Annotated in this window: 20 protein-coding genes, 2 tRNA genes and 1 rRNA gene; 8 read left to right on the forward strand and 15 right to left on the reverse strand. The window is 68.7% G+C overall.

Translation table 11 applies throughout. The features are described 5' to 3' along the window. Positions 1–15: 15 nt before the first annotated feature. The 10 genes from R4I43_RS11650 to R4I43_RS11695 all read right to left on the reverse strand — a co-directional run bounded on the left by R4I43_RS11650 (position 16) and on the right by R4I43_RS11695 (position 7,666). Positions 16–1,473, reverse strand: coding sequence for a DNA cytosine methyltransferase (locus tag R4I43_RS11650; protein WP_324265592.1), 1,458 nt, complete (start codon positions 1,471–1,473; stop codon positions 16–18). Positions 1,474–1,692: 219 nt separating this feature from the next. Next, a complete protein-coding gene (locus R4I43_RS11655) occupies positions 1,693–3,939 on the reverse strand; it encodes an FtsK/SpoIIIE domain-containing protein (RefSeq protein WP_324265593.1) in 2,247 nt (748 codons plus the stop codon). Further along, positions 3,939–4,988: a hypothetical protein gene (locus tag R4I43_RS11660; RefSeq protein ID WP_324265594.1), complete on the reverse strand. Its 1,050-nt coding sequence runs from the start codon at positions 4,986–4,988 to the stop codon at positions 3,939–3,941. Before R4I43_RS11660 ends, R4I43_RS11655 begins: the two co-directional genes overlap by 1 nt. Beyond that, the gene (locus R4I43_RS11665; protein WP_324265595.1) at positions 4,985–5,257 is read right to left on the reverse strand and encodes a hypothetical protein; all 273 of its coding nucleotides are present in this window, start codon (positions 5,255–5,257) and stop codon (positions 4,985–4,987) included. Before R4I43_RS11665 ends, R4I43_RS11660 begins: the two co-directional genes overlap by 4 nt. Positions 5,258–5,343: 86 nt before the next feature. Then, positions 5,344–5,520, reverse strand: a complete 177-nt coding sequence (locus R4I43_RS11670; protein WP_324265596.1) for a hypothetical protein — start codon at positions 5,518–5,520, stop codon at positions 5,344–5,346. Next, positions 5,517–5,891 (reverse strand): hypothetical protein, encoded by a 375-nt coding sequence (locus R4I43_RS11675; protein ID WP_324265597.1) that lies wholly within the window; start codon positions 5,889–5,891, stop codon positions 5,517–5,519. The genes R4I43_RS11670 and R4I43_RS11675 overlap by 4 nt, the downstream gene beginning before the upstream one ends. A gap of 15 nt (positions 5,892–5,906) precedes the next feature. Beyond that, positions 5,907–6,068 carry a hypothetical protein gene (locus tag R4I43_RS11680; RefSeq protein WP_324265598.1) on the reverse strand — a complete coding sequence of 54 codons (162 nt, stop codon included), beginning with the start codon at positions 6,066–6,068 and terminating at the stop codon, positions 5,907–5,909. A 16-nt stretch (positions 6,069–6,084) separates the two neighbouring features. Beyond that, positions 6,085–7,143: a hypothetical protein gene (locus R4I43_RS11685; RefSeq protein ID WP_324265599.1), complete on the reverse strand. Its 1,059-nt coding sequence runs from the start codon at positions 7,141–7,143 to the stop codon at positions 6,085–6,087. Then, positions 7,143–7,457: a WhiB family transcriptional regulator gene (locus R4I43_RS11690; RefSeq protein ID WP_324265600.1), complete on the reverse strand. Its 315-nt coding sequence runs from the start codon at positions 7,455–7,457 to the stop codon at positions 7,143–7,145. Before R4I43_RS11690 ends, R4I43_RS11685 begins: the two co-directional genes overlap by 1 nt. Then, a complete protein-coding gene (locus tag R4I43_RS11695; RefSeq protein ID WP_324265601.1) occupies positions 7,454–7,666 on the reverse strand; it encodes a helix-turn-helix domain-containing protein in 213 nt (70 codons plus the stop codon). Before R4I43_RS11695 ends, R4I43_RS11690 begins: the two co-directional genes overlap by 4 nt. A 193-nt stretch (positions 7,667–7,859) precedes the next feature. Here R4I43_RS11695 and R4I43_RS11700 point away from each other — a divergent pair, with 193 nt between their 5' ends. Further along, positions 7,860–8,222: a GntR family transcriptional regulator gene (locus R4I43_RS11700; RefSeq protein WP_324265602.1), complete on the forward strand. Its 363-nt coding sequence runs from the start codon at positions 7,860–7,862 to the stop codon at positions 8,220–8,222. An 8-nt stretch (positions 8,223–8,230) separates the two neighbouring features. Here the strand turns inward: R4I43_RS11700 and R4I43_RS11705 are convergent, their stop codons facing one another. Next, positions 8,231–8,437, reverse strand: a complete 207-nt coding sequence (locus R4I43_RS11705; protein ID WP_324265603.1) for a hypothetical protein — start codon at positions 8,435–8,437, stop codon at positions 8,231–8,233. A gap of 191 nt (positions 8,438–8,628) precedes the next feature. On the opposite strand from R4I43_RS11705, the gene R4I43_RS11710 reads away from it, so the two are divergent. Next, a complete protein-coding gene (locus tag R4I43_RS11710; RefSeq protein WP_324265604.1) occupies positions 8,629–9,858 on the forward strand; it encodes a helix-turn-helix domain-containing protein in 1,230 nt (409 codons plus the stop codon). 194 nt (positions 9,859–10,052) lie between these two features. Here R4I43_RS11710 and R4I43_RS11715 read toward each other — a convergent pair whose 3' ends face one another. Further along, positions 10,053–10,703, reverse strand: a complete 651-nt coding sequence (locus tag R4I43_RS11715; RefSeq protein ID WP_324265605.1) for an NAD(P)-dependent oxidoreductase — start codon at positions 10,701–10,703, stop codon at positions 10,053–10,055. A 78-nt stretch (positions 10,704–10,781) separates the two neighbouring features. Between R4I43_RS11715 and R4I43_RS11720 the strand changes: the two genes are divergently transcribed. Beyond that, positions 10,782–11,651: an AraC family transcriptional regulator gene (locus tag R4I43_RS11720; protein WP_324265606.1), complete on the forward strand. Its 870-nt coding sequence runs from the start codon at positions 10,782–10,784 to the stop codon at positions 11,649–11,651. A gap of 39 nt (positions 11,652–11,690) precedes the next feature. Further along, the gene (locus R4I43_RS11725) at positions 11,691–11,963 is read left to right on the forward strand and encodes a hypothetical protein (RefSeq protein ID WP_324265607.1); all 273 of its coding nucleotides are present in this window, start codon (positions 11,691–11,693) and stop codon (positions 11,961–11,963) included. A gap of 370 nt (positions 11,964–12,333) precedes the next feature. Here R4I43_RS11725 and R4I43_RS11730 read toward each other — a convergent pair whose 3' ends face one another. Then, complete coding sequence (locus tag R4I43_RS11730) at positions 12,334–13,527, reverse strand: L,D-transpeptidase (protein ID WP_324265608.1); 1,194 nt, start codon at positions 13,525–13,527, stop codon at positions 12,334–12,336. Positions 13,528–13,798: 271 nt separating this feature from the next. Here R4I43_RS11730 and R4I43_RS11735 point away from each other — a divergent pair. The 4 genes from R4I43_RS11735 (at position 13,799) to R4I43_RS11750 (ending at position 16,043) form a co-directional block, all read left to right on the forward strand. Continuing rightward, positions 13,799–13,874: transfer RNA gene (locus R4I43_RS11735), tRNA-Lys, on the forward strand. Positions 13,875–14,034: 160 nt separating this feature from the next. Beyond that, a tRNA-Lys gene (locus R4I43_RS11740) sits at positions 14,035–14,107 on the forward strand. A 346-nt stretch (positions 14,108–14,453) separates the two neighbouring features. Further along, on the forward strand, positions 14,454–14,984 hold the full coding sequence (locus R4I43_RS11745) for a DUF5134 domain-containing protein (RefSeq protein ID WP_324265609.1): 531 nt from the start codon (positions 14,454–14,456) through the stop codon (positions 14,982–14,984). Between the two features lie 174 nt (positions 14,985–15,158). Further along, positions 15,159–16,043, forward strand: a complete 885-nt coding sequence (locus R4I43_RS11750; protein ID WP_324265626.1) for an ABC transporter substrate-binding protein — start codon at positions 15,159–15,161, stop codon at positions 16,041–16,043. A gap of 1 nt (position 16,044) precedes the next feature. Here R4I43_RS11750 and R4I43_RS11755 read toward each other — a convergent pair whose 3' ends face one another. Next, the gene (locus R4I43_RS11755) at positions 16,045–18,408 is read right to left on the reverse strand and encodes a glycoside hydrolase family 3 C-terminal domain-containing protein (protein WP_324265610.1); all 2,364 of its coding nucleotides are present in this window, start codon (positions 18,406–18,408) and stop codon (positions 16,045–16,047) included. A gap of 131 nt (positions 18,409–18,539) precedes the next feature. Beyond that, a 5S ribosomal RNA gene (rrf, locus tag R4I43_RS11760) occupies positions 18,540–18,643 on the reverse strand; the annotation flags it as partial.

The raw sequence follows: 18,643 nt of genomic DNA on the forward strand, positions 1-18,643 counted from the left end.
ACGCAGGGAATCGGTTCAGGCCGCCGTCTTCTCGGTGGCGGTGGCCGGGGTGTGGCCGAGGGCTCGGGTGACGGCGGCCAGGAGGTGTTCGGCGGCGGGTGGGGTGACGGCGTTGCCGAGCTGGCGGACGCGTTCGCGCCGGGTTCCCAGGACCGCGTAGGTGTCGCGGAAGGCCATCGCGCGCTGGATCTCGGCGGGCTGCAGCATCCGGAACTGGCAGTCCTCCACGCCGATCGGTCGCCGGGTGGTCTCGGTGTGGACCAGGCCGTGGTGGTTGCCGTTGGCCGTGACCGTGGCCAGGGGCTGGGAGATGTGCCGCGCGCTGGACCCGCCGCCCCGGAGCTCGGCGACGAAGGCCAGGCCGTGGCGGTCGTGGGTGGTGACCGTGGACAGCGGCTCACCGGCCGGACGGGCCGTGCCGTTGCTGTAGTACGGCACCACCAGCGCGGTCTCGTTGCGGCCGGTCTGGGTCCGCAACGGCTCCCACGACGGGCGCGCGGACTTGCCTTCGCGGCCCTCGACCGGCACCAGCAGGCCCTCGGTTTCCCGGGTGGTGCGCGTGCGGAACGGGTCGGTGACCGGCGTTCCGGACACGTTCCACGTGCCGCCGGAGGGCACCAGCTGCGGCACGCTGGCGTAGCGGCGCAGGCCTTCCTCGATCCGCCGCAGCGTCGCGGCCTTCAGGGGCCGGTCGCGGTCGCCGATGCGTTGACCGGGCAGCGACCAGTCGATCGCCGAAGCCGCGGGCAGCGCGTAGGGCTCGACGTCGATGTGGCAGCGAGCGGTCGGGCACCGGTAGACGTACTGCGAGCGGTAGCGGCCCCACGCCTTGCCGTTCTTGAACACCTGCACCGCCGCCACGTCGCGCTCGCAGGCCGGGCACCAGGCCAGCGGACGCGGCTGCACCTCCGGTTCCGGGTCTCCCTCGCGGGTGAAGACGACGTAGAGGCGGTCGCGGGACTGCGGGGCGCGCGGGGCGTTGATGGTCGGGGCGTGCATGGAGTTGAGGAACACCAGCTGATGCCGATAGCCCAAGCACTGCATGGCGTGCAGCCATGCCGGCCACATCGACCACTTCCCGGCGTCGACCACGTTCTCGACCACGATCGCGCGGTAGCCGTGGTACTCGGCGAAGCGCGGGACGTCCCACATCGTCGCCCGGGACCGCTCGGCCGCCTCCGTCGGCAGGGTCTCGCCGAACAGGTCCGGCTGGGCGGCGCGCTTGCGGCCCTGGGCGATCGAGTGGTTGGTGCACTCCGGGCTGGCCCACAGCAGATCCGTCGAGGGGTAGCGGCGGACATCGACCTGGGAGATGTCGGCGCAGTCGTGCGCGGCCTCCGGGAAGTTCGCCGCGTGGGAATCCACCGCCAGCTGCCAGTGATTCGCCGCGATCGTCAACCCGATCCCGGGCACCGCGGTCGCGCCGAGCGCGGAGCCACCGGCGCCGCAGAACAAGTCGGTGAGCGTGAGCACGAATCCTCCAAAAGTCACTGTGCGTAGCTGTTTTGGGGCGTGTTGGGGGAAGGGAACGGCGAGGGAGGCGGGAGGGAATTCGGGTGGGGCAAGGGAGAATTCCCTGTGGCGGCCCCTTGGCGCGTTCCCTGGGGTTGAGCTGGTGGTTTGAGCTGGAAGGGAGTCAGGGAGCCGGGGTGTTGCGGCGCCTGGGACACCGCGTGTGGGGCGGTGTTTGGGCTAGCTGGTCTCGCTCCCTCCCTCGCGGGCGGCGAGGGCGGTGTGAACACGGTGCGTGTACACGGTGGGGATGCCGTCGGCCTTCTTGACCTCCACGCCGAGCGTGGCGAGCTGGTCTTTGAGCTTGGTGCCGTCCAGGGCCTGGTAGGCCCGGTGGTCGGGGGCGAGCTTGCGTAGCCGGGCGACGACGTCTGTGGCCTTGACCTTGTCGGCGTCCTCCAGGACGGTCGCGACGTCGTCGAGCAGATCGCGCTGCTGCTCGGCGGGTTCGGTGCGGTGGAAGCGGGTGCCGGCGCGCACGATGCGGGCGCGTTCGGCGACCTGCTCGGCGCTGGTGCCGTCGATGAAGTGGGTGCGGACGGTTTCGATGGTGTTGTCGGCGTCCTTGACCACCAGCACGCCCTTGTCCTTGCCTTGGCGCAGCTCGTGCGGGGCCGCGCCACCTGCGTCGACGGCGGCGTCACCCAGGGCCATGCGGGACTGGGACTCGGTGGCCACGACCAGCGAGGCGCGGACGTGGGCACCATTGCGGGCGCGGATCGGGAGGTTTTCGTTGGTGGGGTCCTGGGTGCCCTGCCAGAACGTCACGTTCACCGCCCGGCCCTGGTTCTGGATCTTGCGGACCGCGTTGAAGAACCGGCTGGTGGCCTTCGACCCGCCCAGCGGCAGGCCGTCGTCGTCCTTGGCGGGGCACTCGTAGGCGACCTGGGCCTCGTCGACGACCAGCACGATCGGGTGGAAACCGCTGGTCACATCACGCGAGAGCGCGGCGGTGATGCCGTTGGGGTAGGCGTCGGCGTTGGCCTCGATCTCCTCGATGCGCCGGTTCATCTCCCCGACGGCCCACTCCAGCATCACCGTGGCCTCGGCGACGTGCTCGTCGGTGGGACCGGCGATGTAGCTGCTGACCAGGGGCTTGAGCATGTTGTAGTCGCCCACGCCCTTGAGGTCGGCCAGGTGCACCTCCACCGAGGGGTCCAGCAGCAGCCACAGCAGCAGCGAGCGCAGCGCGGCGGTCTTGCCCTGGTTGGACAGGCCGGTGATCAGCAGGTGGCACTGCCAGAGCTTGAGCAGGAACGGCGCCCCGCGCAGGGTCACACCCCACGGCGCCTTGCCCGAGAACACGTCGGCCTTGTCGAAACCGTCTCCGACCAGCGGAGATTCACCGATCGGCTCATCCAGGGCGCCGGAGTCGGCGATCCAGAACCGCACCGTGCGGGCGGCCTCGGCCTTGGTGATGAACACCTCGTGCTCGTGACGGCCCAGACCTTCGGCCAGCGCGCGGCGCTTGGCGCGGATCTGCTCGGTGGTCACCGTGGTGTCCCCGCTGGTCGGCAGGGTCACATCGACCTCGACACCACACCCGGCCAGGCGGATCGGCGAGAGCATCGCGGCACGCTGGTGCTCGTCCATGTTCTCGATCGCCCGCCGCAGCGCCGGAATCCCAGCCCTGCGCAGCGCCGAGACGACCACGCTGGGGGTCACCTCGACCTCACCGACACCGCTGCCGGGGGCGGCCAGGAACGCGGGCACGGCCTGGCGGTGGCGGCGCTTGTTGTAGCCCGAGCCCAGCACCCCGAGCAGCACGGCCAGCCCGGCCCACGGCGACCAGGTCGCCGCCCAGGCCACGAACTCGAAACCGCTGTTCAGAGCCGAGAAGAACCCGGACCACACGTCGGTGAAACCGAGCCCGCCCGGCTGCAAGGCGGCGATGATCGAGGCCACGAACACGATCCCGAATACCGCGCCCACGAGGCCGGCCAGGCCGATGGGCAGGTGCTTGAGGAACTGGCCCCAGACCTTCAGGCGCTCCAGGAACAGCTTCTTGCTCTCCGCGCGCTGGCGCAGCAGGTCAGCGGCCACCGCGTGCTCACCAGCGGCCTGCGCCGCGGCGATCTGGGCGTCGATGTCGCGGCCGGTCCAACGCCCGTAGGTCGTCGAGAAGGTGTCCCACGCCCCGGCAACCAGGAAGTAGGAGTGCCGAAGCACCGTCAGACCAGCGTCTTTCACCACCGGAGCCGCAGCACTCGCCTTGCTGGCCAGCGCCGGAGGCACCACCGGCTTACGCGGCGCGACCTCGGTGGAAGGCTCCACCAGCTCGGCGTCAACAACCTCATCAGTGCTGGTCACAGCCTCGGTGAGGCGTTCGGCGGTGGCCTGCACCGGCTCCGAGTCCTGCTCCTGGGAGCCGGGGAAGGTGATGATCTCGGCGTCGCGGTCGAGGTGCTGTTCGTTGGGGGTGCTCATCACGCGCTCACCTCCTGTTCGCGCTTGAGGGCGTCGCGGATCCACTGCCCGGTCGGGGCGCCGACGCGGTGGCCCTGGTCTTTGAGGTAGTTGCGGATCGAGGTCACGCCGCCGGAGACGTGCCCTGCGCGGTAGGCGGGACGCACCACGGCCAGCAGCTGGCGGGCGCGGTCGAGATCGACCGTGGACGGAGTCGATTCCGGCTGTTCAGAGCCGTTCTGAACGCCCCGGCTGGCCGGGTTGGTTTCGCGGGTGTGCAGGCCGATGTAGGCCGCCCACAGCACCGGCAGGGTGTGCACGAGCAGCACGACCATCGCCGGGCCGACCGAGTGCACGATCAGGCCACGCAGCAGCTCCATCGCCGGGTGGGCGATCAGCCCGGCCGGCAGGCTAGTCCAGCAGTTCAGAACCACGGTGTAGACCAGCGGGATCCACTTCGCTGCCGTCACCCACGGGTCGTTCACGGTGACCTGGCGGGTGGCCAGGTAGGCCGTGGAGCCCATGACGGTCAGCAGGGTCGCGGAAATCAGCGGCTCAACACCCCACGCCAGCCACCAGCCCGCGGTGCCGTGCTGCACGCCGAGTGCGGCGGTGTGCTGGACGTTGGCGGTCGACCAGCCCAGAGCGATCAGCGCCGCCAGGAACCCGACGATGTTGGCCCACAGCTGCGCCCGGGCATCCCGCAGAGCGATGCGGGCGGGGTTGGCCAGCTCGCGGCGCTTGTCCTCGGCATCGCGGGAGGCCTGCCGCAGCTTGAGGGTCTTCGGCGATTCGACGTGGGTTTCGGCGTGCTGGGCCTGCAGCGCCGCCAGGTGCTCCCGCTCGGCAACCTCGCGCTCCAGCTCCAGCACCCGCCGGGTGCGGCCCAGCTCCTCGGGGTCGGCGTTCGTGGCGGGCACGTCCGCCTCCAGCTGCTCGGTGGCGGGCGCGGTGATGGCCGGGATCGGCTCGGTCACCGCGGCCTGCTCAGTTTCAGTGGCGGTGGCGGGCAGGTAGATGCCCGAGCGGTGCGGCCGGTAGTCCTCGATGCGAGCGACTTCGGTGCTCATGCCGGCACCCCCTTCCGGAGACGCGGCGCGGGCACTGCCGCTCCGGCCCGATCCAGGGCGAGCATCAGTCCGCGCAGCACGACGATCAGCAGGAATCCGGCCAGCGCCACCGTGCGGACCACGCCGCTTGAGATGGCCAGCAGGCCGATCAGCAGGGCGGGCAACACCGCCCGCCAGGTCACAACCAGGGCGGCGACGGCCAGCACACCGGCCACCGTGGCCAGCAGCAGCACGCCACGCGCACCGAGGTTGAACAGGTTCTCTAGCATCAGAAGTTCCCTTTCCGGATTGGTTCGGGTGGGGAACCCGGCCCAGCAGAAGTTCTTGGCGGAGTGACTGCTGGGCCGGGGCGGCCCTACCTGCGGTTGTTCTTGATGGCTTCGCACTTCGGGCAGTCCTTGCCGGTCTTGGGCAGGAACCAGTTCTCGCTGACCCAGTTGCCGGCCGGGGCACGGAAGCCGCACAGGAAGACCGCGGACCCGTCCCACCAGGACTTGCGGGCGAAGGTGTGCCAGACGTCCTTGTCGCTCATGGGTTCCTCCACTCGCTGTCGGTGTTGTCCAGCTCGTTGGCCTGCTCGGCGACCCAGTCGGCCGCCTGGTCTTCCTCGACGCATTCGGCAGGTGCCTTGGCCCTCTTCCACTCCTGGTGGGGCCAGTAGTCGACGACCCGGCCGTTCTCGCAGAGCACGGCCTCGTTCGTGCCCGGCTCCACGGGGAACCCGCCGAACATGTCGTCCTCGGCCGGTGCGACCAGCTCCGGCAGCGGCTGCTGTGGGGCGGCCTGTTCGGGCTGCACCTGGCTGTTGTGCTGCGCCTCGGGCTGAGGGGCCTGGCATCCGCCTTGCCCGGAGGCCATCGCGGCGGCCAGCCCGACCGCGGCGGCCATCTTCACCAGCGACATGAGCTCCCCTCCCCCTCAGTCCTGGTCGCCGCTGTTGTCGACCTGGACGTCGTCGGATCCGGTGTGGACTGGAGTGCCCTCGGGCAGCACGGTTCGGGAGATGACCCGGCCGGCGTCGTTGACGTTCTCGATGACGAGATGTCCCTTGCCGTCGCTGTAGGTGTGCGTCCGCATCACGTGACTTCCTTCCTGGTCAGCCCTGCAGCGAGACCGCGTAGGCCTCAGTGCTGGTAGCGGCCTGTGAAACCAGGCCCATCACCTGGTCGATCTGCTCCAGCGCCTGGCGGTAGATGCCCGCGATCTCCATCGGGGTCTGGGCTTCGGTGCTGACTCCGGCGACCTCGGTGGCGTTGGTCTCGAGGTCAAGCTGGGCCTGCCGCAGCGCGCCCAAGATGTAGTTGCCGCGCTCCTGAGTGCCCGCGAGGGTCGTGCGCGCCTGATCGATCAGCGACATTCCGGTTCCTCCGATTGATGTGGTGGGTGCTGTTTTCGTGCTGCGCGTCGACTTCGAGGTCGCCGCGGCCTTGGTGGGGGCCTGCTGGCCCGCCGACTGCGCCTCGTTCCGCTCACGGGGCGGCGCGTCCATGAGGGCGTTGAGCTCCTCACCGCTGAGGTGGGTCCTGTCCTGCAGCTGCTTGGCGATTGCCATGACCTGCGGCCAGCTGTCAGCAAGGAGCTGGTCAACGGCTGGTGAGGCGACGGCGATCAGCTTGGGCACGTCGGCGAACTCGCCCAGGGCTGTCTGCAGCGTGAGCAGGTCACTGAAGCCGCTCTGGGCCGCGTCGAGCCGGTTGGCCGGTGTGTCCAGGCCCTGGTGGGCCAGCCACTGCTTGCTGGCCACGGCCCCGGCCACCATCAAGGCCGCGTAGTTGTGCCGGTCGACCGCGCTGTCCAGGCGCCCCAGGCTTTCGGTGTCCCAGTCGACCTGGCCGCCCTCGCCACTGAGGGACGCCTGCAGGGGCTTCATGCCCAGCGTCACGCCGACCACCGCGTGCCCGGCCTCGTGGACCGCCGCGTACTCCCGCGCCTGGTCGGACGGCAGCCACTGGCCCATCCCGCCCCGGATCTCCAAGCCAGGCCCAGACACGGCGACCTGCTTGTTGACCCGAGCGATGCAGGCCTGGCACGCGCTGACATCCAGCCCGTTGCCCAACGGCAGCTCCGGCACCCAGAACCCGGTCCGAGTGATCCGCTCCTGATGCTCCGAGCACAGCGCGTCGGCGAACCGCATGTAGGCCGGCCCCTCGACCATCACGCCGCTTCCCGGCCCTGCTGGGCCGCCCGACGACGCTGGGCGCGGATCTTCCGGCGCTGTGTCTCGGTCGTGCCGCCCCAGATCCCGAGCTCGCCGTTCTGCAACGCCTTCTCCAGGCAGGCCTCCCGCACCGGGCAGCGCTCGCAGATCGCGATCGCCCGCCGAGCCAGGTCCACACGGCCCGGTTCCGGGAAAAACACCTCCGGGTCGGTCTCCGCGCACTCCGGCACCGCACCGAAGTCAGCCCCCGGCAGCGCCGTCAGCAGCTTGTACAGGGCGTCGTGCCGCTCAATTCGCTCCTGGCGGGTCATGCGATCGCCCCCTCGTCGGCGCCCAGGGCGCAATTGCCGAGGTAGGCGTTCAGGGCCGAGCCGGGAATCCGCACTGCGCCCTTGCCGTTGCCAATCTTCAGCGCCTTGAGTGCGCCAGAGTCGATCGCGCGATAGATGGTGTTCACGGATACGTCGAGCGCTTCGGCCACTGCCTTCACGCGGTACATCCGGCTACCCTCAAACTGCATCTTCGGTCTCCAAAACTGAGATGTCTTGCCCCGGTCGGTGTGCCCGCACTGGCCGGGGCTTTGTCATGTCCGGCTGAAGGATTCGGAACTCTGCAACAACCGAGACACGAGAAACGTTAGAAGACTTAGTCAACCTAGTCAAGGCTATGTTGTCTATCTTCCCTAGCTTGCGCAGCCTTGTACCCTCTGTGACATGGGAAAAGTCGACCCAGATGACCCCCGACCGCCCTACCAGCAGATCGCCGACGACCTCCGGTCGGAGATCCGTTCCGGAGAGCTCGCGGCTGGCCAGCGCCTGCCCAGGCAGTCCGACCTCGTGAGCAGGTATGACGTGGCACTCGGCACGGTGAAGAGCGCGCTCGCAGTGCTCCGCGACGAAGGCCTGATCGTCAGCCGCAAGGGCGAAGGCGCATGGGTTCGGCGGGAAGCCCTCGACGAGCCGCAGGACGAAGAAGCCGCCCCGGATGCCGCCTCGATGCTGGCCGAAGTCCTCGACCGACTCGAAGTCATCAACGAGCGCTTGACCAGCATCGAGAAGCGGCTGCCTCAGGGCTGACGCGCAACTCACTGCTGCCCCAGCAGCGTGAAGAACGCAACCAGGCCCTCAACCGCGCCGCCCAAGAGCCCGAACAGCCCCTGAACCATCGTGGCGGCCGCGGCGGGGTGCTTCACCACCAACACGAGCAGCGCCAGGACCACCAGGGTCCCGACCAGCTTTCCGAGCAAACCGCCGCCGGCCTTCGGCATCACCGGCATCTGCTGCTTTGCCATTTCAACCCCTCCTCGTTCGCCTGCTGTTGCCGTGTTTCCACGATCGCCGCAGGCATGGGGCTGCTGACAGTGTTGGGACAGGTGTGACGAGAGGGACGAGGTGATAAGCGCGCATCACCTTCCTTGACACCCCCACCGGCGCTTCTCCCGATGCCACACTGGTGAGGCGGGCACACCACCGAGGAGGCCGGATGAGCGAGGACCTGCCGACCTGGGCGCGACGCATCCGCTCAATGCGCGAGGCGCGCGGCTGGACCCAGCTTGAAGCCGCTGAGCAGATGCGGACGCACTCCGACAAGGAACTTCCCGATACCGATCACCTTCTGCGCCGCTGGAAGGCGTGGGAGCGCGGCGAAAACAAGCCCGGAAGCTTCTACGCATCGGTGATAGCCGCGACCCTGGGCACGGTCACCGCTTCGCTATTCCCGCCGCAGCAGCGGGCCACGGACGGCCTTGAGCTAGTCACCGCCACCGGCATGAACACGCTCGACATCATGAGCCGGCTGTCGGCATCGGACGTCAACGAAGCGACGCTTCAGGCGGTCCGGATCACGGTCGACAAGCTGTGCTCTGAGTACGCGCGGATGCCCCCGCAGGACCTGATTCGCGAAGGGCAGCAGTGGCTGCGGCGATTGGTCGAGATGCAGGAACAGCGGCTGAGCTTCAGCCAGCGCCGCGAGACGCTCGAGCTGGCTGGCTGGCTCGCGCTGCTGGTTGGCTGCCTCGAATACGACCTCGGCCAACGCCAGGCAGCAGAGGCGACGCGCCGGTCCGCGCTAAGCCTCGGCCAAGAGGTCGGTAGCTCAGGAATCCTCGGTTGGGCGCATGAGATGCGCGCTTGGTTCGCTCTGACCTCCGGCGACTATCGGGGCGTTATCGCAGCGGCGGATGGCGGCGAAGCCGCGGCGGGTAACCACAGCGTGTCAGTCCAGCTCGTCGCCCAGAAGGCCAAGGCGCTTGCGCGCATGGGTCGCAACGACGAAATGCTGAAAACCCTTGAGCACGGCCGCGTTCTCCTCGATCAGATGCCGTACCCCGACAACGTCGAGAACCACTTCATGGTCGACCCGTCGAAGTACGACTTCTACGCGATGGACTGCTACCGCCAGGTCGGGGAGAACCGCCTGGCCCGTGAACTGTCCGAGGAAGTGATCCGAGCTAGCACCGATTTCCAGGGCCACGAGCGGTGGCCGATGCGAATCGCGGAGGCACAGGTCACGCTCGGAGTCGTGGCGGCACGGGAGGGCAACCTCGACGAGGCCATCGGCTATGGCCGGCGGGCACTCGAGGGGGACCGAAAGTCGCTGCCCTCGTTGGCCATGCACTCGCAGGATCTGGCTCAGGTGCTGAAGGATCGCTACGAGGGCGAGCCGGAAGCCGACGCCTACCTTGAGCAGCTGCAGGGCATCCAGCGAGGGTAATGCGAGCGTAGAAAAGCCCCTGTTCTCGCCCGGAAATTCTGGTGAGAACAGGGGCTTTGACTGTCACCGCCGCCTGCTGTGCTCCTCCAGCGCTTCCGCATGCTCGATCAACGCCAGAGCATGCGCGGCCGTAGCAAAGGCAGACGCCGCTTCGCGCCGCTCGGCACTGTCTTGCGGCTGGTCGGTGCGCGGGTTCAGTAGGCGACGGTGAATCGGCGGCCGGTGTGCTGTGGCCGTTCGATCTCGTCGACGACCGCGACGGCGAAGTCTTCGGTGGAGATGCGGCTTTCCCCGGCGTGGTCGGTCAGCAGGTCGTCGGTGGCCGTGCGGTAGGTCCCGGTGCGATCGCCCGGCTCGATGGTGGCGGGTGGGGTGGCGTTGGTCCACTCGACGTCGGAGACCGTGCGGTAGTAGTCGAGTGCGTCGCCGTGTGCGTGCATGATCTGCAGCAGGAACTCGGGCAGGCCCTCGGCGTCCCACACCTGCTTGCCGTCCGGGGTGCGCAGCGAGCCGGCGCCGCCGACGGCGATCAGCCGGGGTGCGTCCGCGCCCAGCGAGCGGAGGCCGGCCACCAGAGCCTCGGCCGAGGGCTTGATCGTGGCGATGGTGCCCGGGCCGTCGTCGCCACCGACGGCGCTGACCAGCACGTCCTGGCCCTTGGCTGCGGTCACCACCGAGGCGGCGTCGAGCACGTTGCCCTCGCTGACCGTCAGGTTCTCGTGGTCCGTGCTGATCTTGGCCGGGTTCCGGACGACCGCGGTGACCTGGTGTCCGCGGCTCAGGGCTTCCGCCACGATGCGGCTCCCGATGGTTCCGTTGGCTCCGAAGACGGCGATGTTTGCCATTTCTACTCCTTCTTGGGGGGTCGTGTTTGTAGTTTTCCGTCGATCTGAGCGTTGGGACAGGTAGAATGCCGACCAGTCATGGTGAAAAACAGACATCCGATCCCGTTGATCGGGTTCGCGCCGCCCGAGGCCACGCCGCTGCCCGGGCTCGAGGTGGTGACGTTCGCCGATCTGGCGGCCCGCGCCCGCGCGGGCTCCGTAGACCTGAGTGCACCTCAGCGGCCGGAGTTCCACCTGCTCTTGGCGGTAACCCGCGGCACGCTGCAGCACAGCGTGGACTTCACCGCATACCAGGTCGCCGCGGGTTCCGTCCTGTGGGTGCGGCCGGGGCAGGTCCAGCAGTTCGGCGACCTGACCGAGGCCGACGGCGTGCTGGCCCTGTTCCAAGCCAGTTCGGTCGATCCGGCGACTGCGGCCGCCGCACGGCTGGACGACCCGTTCGGCCGCGCCGTCGCCTCGGCCGCGGACCCCGGCACGGTCGCGCTGCAGCGGGCCCTCGCTCACCTGGCCGCGGAGTTCACCGACGCGGGAGGCCTGCCGGTGGATTTCCGGCGCGACGTTCTGCGCAATCTGCTCGCCGTCGTCGCGGTGCGGGTGGCAGCGCTGTGCGCTCAGCCGGTGAGCGCGGCCGACACCACCTTCGTCCGGTTCCGCGCCCTGGTCGAACGCGACTTCGCCCGCACTCGGCAGGTTGCGGACTACGCCGTCGCGCTCGGCTACTCCGCCCGCACGCTGAGCCGGGCGACCCAGGCTGCGGCCGGTGTCGGCGCCAAGGAGTTCATCGACCGCCGGGTCACCCTCGAGGCGAAACGACTGCTCGCGCACGCCGACCTGCCCGCGGCTTCGATCGCGACCCGCCTGGGCTTCGCCGACCCAACCAACTTCGCCAAGTTCTTCCAACACCGGACCGGGCTGCCACCGGGCACCTTCCGAGCATCCGTCCGTTAGCAGCGCAGGTCCAGGCCGATTGTCGCCGGCCGACGAGGAATGCGTGAGCGCGCCGGCGGCGAGGTAGACCCGACTACGTCCTGCTCGTCCCGCGTCGCGGCGGAGAAGCAATCCGCGCTCGCCCGCCGCCTTGAAGGGGTTGCTCAGGAGTACGCGCTGAAACAAGCGGACGTCGTCAAGGCGGCGGGGCGCGACCCGACCTCCGTAGAGAACGTCAAAGACCTCGAACGAGCTGTGGTGACCGCCTGCGACGCCGCGAAGGGATCCGCTACAAGCCTCGAGGGCGCGCTTGCCTTGGTCGACGATCAATGACGCAGGACCTGGCGTGAGCGCGGACGACTACTGGGAGCCAACTGGGAGGCTGGCGCAACTCCCAACGTCTCTGGGAGTCGGCCAAACGCGGTCACCGTCAGCCCCAGACCTGGCTATGACCTGCGACGATACGCCTACGCTCCGCAGTCAGAACCAGTCGATCTATGTTGTGGTCCCAGGTGTCGCGGGTTCGATTCCCGTCACTCACCCTTTTCAGGAGACCCGTTCCTTTCTGGGAGCGGGTCTCCTTTCTTTTCCTGGCCTTCTTTCGAGCCCCGTGGTTCTGTTCTACCGACAAGACTCCGTGGCGGTGGGGCAAAGAGAAAGCGGCTGCGTCGCTCGTCTGACGCAGCCGCTTCGTCTCGTGCTCTTACTTGTTTCCCCTTTGCCATTCTGACCAGGGGACTTGCCAGTCCCCGAAGCCGTCCCAGGAGCGCAGGTTGGGACCGCCTGAATTGGTGATCTCGACCACGTCGCCCTTCTTGAGCAGGTTGAAGACCCACTCGGCGTTCTCGTTGCTCATGTTGATGCAGCCGTGGCTGACGTTGCGGTGGCCCTGGTCGGCGACCGACCACGGAGCCGCGTGCAGGAACTCGCCGCCGTTGGAGATCCGGACCGCCCACTCGACCTCGGTCTGGTAACCGCCGGCCTCCAGCGGCAGGCCGTAGGTCGTCGAGTCCATCATCTTCTTGCGGTGGTGCTCGGTCACCACGTGGATCCCGTTGTTCGACGGGAACTCCGGCTTGCCCAGGGACACCGGCATCGTGCGGATGACCTGGCCGTTCTTCTCCACGCTCATCCGGTGCGACGCGCCGTCCGCCTTGAGCACCACGCGATCGCCGATGGTGATGGTGGCCCTGCGGTCCTCCTCGCCCCACACGCCCGCGCCCAGCTCACGGCCGTAGGCGTCGACCTGGATCGAGATCTTCGTGCCCGCCTGCCAGTAGTCCCTCGGCCGCCAGTGCACCTCGCGGCTGTTGAACCAGTAGAAAGCGCCCTCCACCGCCGGTTCGGTGGCCACCTTGATCGCCGCCTCGGCCTTCGCCTTGTCCGGCGCGGGCGCGTTGCTGCTGAAGCGGAACACCAGCGGCTGACCGACCCCCACGGTCTCGCCGTCCAGCGGGATCATCGACACGTAGGACTGCGACTTCGGCGCGATCGTGGTGAACGTCGATTGCTGCGTGATGGCCGGGCCGCCCTCGCCCTGAGCCGTCACCGCCAGCGTGTAGGTCTTGCCGTAACCGGTCTTCTCGGTCGACGTCCAGCTCGTCCCGTCCGGGGTCACCTGGCCCGGCACCTGCTTGCCGTCGGAATTGGTCAGCGTCGCGTTCACGATCCGGCCGCCGCTGACCTTCGCCGTCACCGGGTCCGCCGGCGACACGTCCTTGGCGCCGTTCGGCGGCGCGAACTGCACCACCGGGGCCGGCGGCCCCTGCTGCTCGGCTTCCGCACCCCCGCCGCCGCTGCACCCGGCGACCAGCAACCCCACCAGTCCGACGACCAGCCCAGCCGTCGGCCGGCCAACCCGCGAGAAAAACCCGATCGGGTTACGCCTTTCACTCATTGGCAACTATCCGTCCCGTCCCGAAGCACCCTGCGCCTGAAGACCAGTGTGCCGCAATCGCCCGACCGTGCGTGCAGCGACCGACCCCATGCGGAGGGTCATCGTCCGCCGCATTTCAGTCACTCCGCGCACCCTCCAGCAGACGCGCGGAGGCCCACCCGGGTTGCGCTCCACCGTCGAGGTGACCCCCTGTCGGAGGGCCCTGACCGAGACGTGCTAATGTTTTCGACGTCGCCAGGGAGACCGGACGGAAACCCCGGAGGACACGCCAGCGCCAATAGCTCAACTGGCAGAGCAGCTGACTCTTAATCAGCGGGTTCGGGGTTCGAGTCCCTGTTGGCGCACCAGCGAAGAAAGGCCCGCCCATCCGGCGGGTCTTTTTTCGTTCTCAATTCCGCGCCGCACCCTCGAAGCATGCCCCAGGACACCATCGGACCTGCTGCACAGGGCGTTCCGGGCACGTGCTAATCTTTTTCGCGTTGCCGGGGCGACCCGTTGGGAGTTCCAGCGCCAATAGCTCAACTGGCAGAGCAGCTGACTCTTAATCAGCGGGTTCGGGGTTCGAGTCCCTGTTGGCGCACTCAGCGAAGTGTCCTCCGCCTTTCGAAGGTGGGGGACACTTCGCTTTCCATTCCTCCCGATCTTCACGATCCGCCCCGCACCCCCACCTCGACGAGGAAACCGGGCGGCAGGCGCTCTGAGACCTCCGCGCAATACCGGACTCCCGTTGCGCCCCAGCAGGTGTCAGCGACGACACCTCGCTCTCCGCGGACACCTTCACCCACGCGAATCCCGCTGACCGTCCACTTCGGACGCGAACACGGCGGGTCACCGCCGGCACCGGAACTCCGCACGCAAGGCGGTATCTCGACCGCTTCGAGACCCGAACAATCGACCTCGGCAGGCTCCTGCGGCGGTGGAGGGTCATGTTCGAGCAGGTCATGACCGGGTCGGTGATCGCGGCGACGGCAACCGCGCTGCTTCGGCTCGCCGTTCACCACCGCAACCGCGAAACCCCCTGCCACGTCGACGTCGCGCAGCTGCTGATGGGGCTGGGCATGGTCGCGATGCACCTGGTGCAAGCACCCCTGCTGGCGGCGCCGTTCGCGGTCTTCGGCTGCTGGCTGGCGTTCCGGGCGGCACGGCTGCGCAACCGCTCGCACCTGCGCCACGCGATCGGAGCGCTGGCGATGGCCTACATGTTCGCCGCCCAGCGGACCGCCGTCGCCGGAGCTCCGCTGCTCGCGGCCGGCCACCACCACGCACCGGTCGCGATCGCGTCGCAGACGCCGGGACTGGCGGCGCCGCTGCTGGCGTGGGCGCTGATGGCCTACTGCGCGCTCGCGGCCGGGTTCGCCGGCACCGACCTGCTGCGCACACCCCCACCGCGGCTCCGCTCGTTGGTCGAACTGGTGCTCTCGGCCGCGATGGCGCACATGTTCCTGATGATGCTGTAGCGAAGTGCCTGGTAAGCAGCCGCTGACAGTTGGCCCTGCTAATGATCACTATTACAAGCGGTGGGTCTGTTCGAGACCGCTTTGCCAGGTTAGGCTATCCAAACTTTTGCACGATTCCGACAGATTGGGTGCCCTATGCTGCGCCATCGCAGACTCCTCGCGGCGTTGTCAGCCGTGTTCGCGCTGGGAGTTGCCGCCTGCGGCACGCCCGCGTCCGACCAGCCCGCACCGCCGCAGTCCCGCGTCATCCAGCACGCCAAGGGTCAGACCAGCATCACCGGAACGCCGCAGCGCGTCGTCGTCCTCGACACCGGAGAGCTGGACTCCGTCCTCGCCCTCGGCGTGAAGCCGATCGCCACCGTGCTGCCCGACGCCAACACCCAGATCCAGCCCTACCTGGCCCAGAAGGCCGGCAACGTCGAGATCGTGGGCACCATCGGCTCGCCCAACATGGAGAAGATCGCAGCCCTAAAGCCCGACCTGATCCTGTCCAGCAAGACCCGCGACGACGAGCACTACGAGGCGCTGAGCAAGATCGCTCCCACCGTCTTCGCCGCATCCGTCGGCAAGACGTGGAAGGAGAACTTCCTCCTGGACGCCGACGCCCTCGGCAAGCGCGCCGAGGCCGACAAGCTCCTCGCCGAGTACCAGGGCCGCGCTGCCGAGGTCGGCAAGCAGGCCGCCGGTCGCAAGGTCAGCATGCTGCGCTTCATCCCCGGCGACATCCGGCTCTACAACAAGGGCTCGTTCATCGGCACCGTCCTGGCCGACGCCGGCTTCAACCGGCCGGACAACCAGCTCGGCGACAAGACCTTCACCAAGCTGAGCCGCGAGCAGATCTCGCAGGCCGACGGCGACATGCTGTTCTACGCCGCCTACGGCGACAACGCCCGCCAGCAGATGGGCGAGGTCACCCGCTCCGTGCAGTGGACCACGCTGAACGCGGTGCGCTCCGGTCAGGCCGTCGAGGTGCCCGACGACACCTGGTACCTGGGCCTGGGCCCGATCGCCGCCAACCTGGTCCTCGACGACCTGGAGAAGTTCGTCGCCAAGCGGTGATTCAACGTCCAACGTCGAGGCGGAGGTCGCCTGCGCTGGGCCCGACCCGCAGATCACCCTCCCCCGGTTCGACCTCCACGGTCACCTCCGCCTCGGCGCCCGGTTCCGCGGTCACCACCGCGAAACCGGCCAACTGCAACGGATCCGCGGTGTAGACCTGGACGACCTCGCGGCCGGCGCGGTCACCGGTGTTGCGCAGCTTCACCGCGACCCCGCCGCCGTCGAGCGTCGCCTCGTCGTAGGACCAGGTCGTGTAACCGAGCCCGTGGCCGAAGCAGAAACCCGGGGTGATGCCGCGAGCCGCGTAGGCGCGGTACCCGATCAGCGGCCCCTCCTCGTAGCGCAGCTCGCCGTCGACCGGTTGCACACCGGGCAGCGGCACCGGCACGTCGGCCAGCTCGGCGGGCAGGGTCGTCGGCAGCCTGCCGCCCGGCTCCGCCTTCCCCAGCAGGACGTCCGCGAGCGCGTCGCCGTACTCCTGGCCACCGAACCACGTCCACAGCACCGCCGGTGCGTCCGCCGCCCACGGCATCAGCACCGGCCCGCCCGCGTTGACCACGACCACCGTGTTCGGGTTCACCGCGAGGACCGTCGCGACCAGCTCGTTCTGCGCCCCCGGCAGGTCCAGCGAGATCCGGTCGCGGCCCTCCGTCTCGACCTCGTCGTGGGTCCCCACCACGACCACCGCGACGTCGCTCTCGCGCGCTGCCCGCAGTGCCGCCTCCATCTCGGTCGCATCGTCCCAGCGCTCCGAACGGTGCCCGACACCCACGCAGATCAGGTCCGCGTCGATCTTCAGCGGCGTGAACTCCACGGTCAGCCGGACGCGGCCCTTCGCATCCAGGTCGGAGTCGACCAGCACCACGTTGAAGCGCTGCTCCGGCGGCGCCAGCATGTCGCCCAGCGGATCGGTGACCTCGCCCTCCGCCTGAACGTCGGTGGTGAGGACCTCGCGGCCCGACACCTCCACGCGGAAGTGCCCGGTGCCGTTGACGCCGAAGACGTGCTCGCCGACCTCGACCGGCAGCTCACCGCTCATCCGGAGCTTCCTGGTGCCCTCGGGCAGCGCGCCGAACTGCCAGGTCAACCGCTCGGTACCGCGCAGTTCGCCGTCGAGCACCTCGCCCTTCTCGTCCAGGTACTCCACGCGCAGCCCGCTGCCCTCACCTCGCGGGTCCAGGAGCAGATCGCGCGGGATCGGATCGAGCAGCCTGCGGTGCCGGACACCTCGCTGGTGCTGGACCTCGGCCTCGGGCAAGGCCTTGCGAATCCCCTCCAGCGGCGTCACCACGTGCGGCGGGCTCACGTGCGAGGAACCTCCGCCCTGCACCGCCGGGAAGGTGGCGTTCTCACCGATCACGGCGACCTTGCCCACGCCGGCGTCCAGCGGGAGCAAGGACTTCTCGTTGCGCAGCAGCACGAAACCGCGGGCCGTCAGCTCGCGGATCACCGCGCGCGCTTGCTCCGGCGGGCCGTCCTGGGTCTTCGTCGTCCCGTCCTCGCCGAGAGCGCCCACGCGATCGGCGAGCCGCAGCAGGCGCAGCACCTTGTCGTCGAGGACCTCCGCGGAGACCTCACCGGCCTCGACGGCCTTCGCCAGAGCGCCATCCGACCACGGGCTCCTCGGCCCCGGCATTGCCAGATCGAGTCCGCCGTTCGCCGCAGCCGCGCAGGTGCGGGTGGCGAACCAGTCCGAGACCAGCACACCGTCGAAGCCCCACTCGCCCTTCAGGACGTCGTTGACCAGCACCGAGTGCTCGGTCATCGTGTGACCGTTCACGGAGTTGTAGGCGGCCATCATCGCCCACGGCTGGGCGTCGTCGACGATCCGCCGGAACGGGGCCAGGTAGCAGTCGCGCAGCGTCTGCTCGTCGATCATCGCGTCGTAGGTGAGGCGTTCGGTCTCGCTCTCGTTGCCCACGTAGTGCTTGGGCGTCGCGGCCACACCGCGCGACTGGATGCCCTTGACGATCTGCGCTCCGATGACGCCGGTCAACAGCGGGTCCTCGGAGAAGTTCTCGAAATGCCTGCCGCCGAACGGGCTGCGGTGCAGGTTGATGGCGGGTGCGAGCACCACGTGAACGCCACGCCGGACCGCCTCGTCGCCGAACAGCTCGCCGGCGCGCTTCACCGCATCCCGGTCCCACGTCGCCGCCAAACCCGACGCGACCGGCAGGAGCAGCGACGCGTCGCGCTCGTCCCAGGTGGTGCCGCGAACGCCGTTCGGGCCGTCCGACAGCACCAGACCGCGCAAGCCGATCTTCGGCATGGGGTGCAACGTCCAGAAATCAGCACCGGTCAACAACCGGGCCTTCTCCTCAACCGTCAGCTTCCCCAGCAACGATCGGAGTTCGTCCTCGTTCACTCCCGCGCCCCTTCCGCCCGGACTCCGGCCGCCAAGTCTCAAGGACGAACGTGACCTTGTCGAGTCAGACGCAAAGAAGCGGGGCAGGTTGATCCTGATCGGATCAAACCTGCCCCGCTTCGTAAGGTATGTGTCGGCGGTGTCTTACTCTCCCACACCCTAGCGAGTGCAGTACCATCAGCGCTGGGGAGCTTAGCTACCGGGTTCGGAATGGGACCGGGCGGACCCTCCCCGC

The organism is Saccharopolyspora mangrovi, assembly GCF_035320975.1.
GTDB classification, from domain to species: domain Bacteria; phylum Actinomycetota; class Actinomycetes; order Mycobacteriales; family Pseudonocardiaceae; genus Saccharopolyspora; species Saccharopolyspora mangrovi.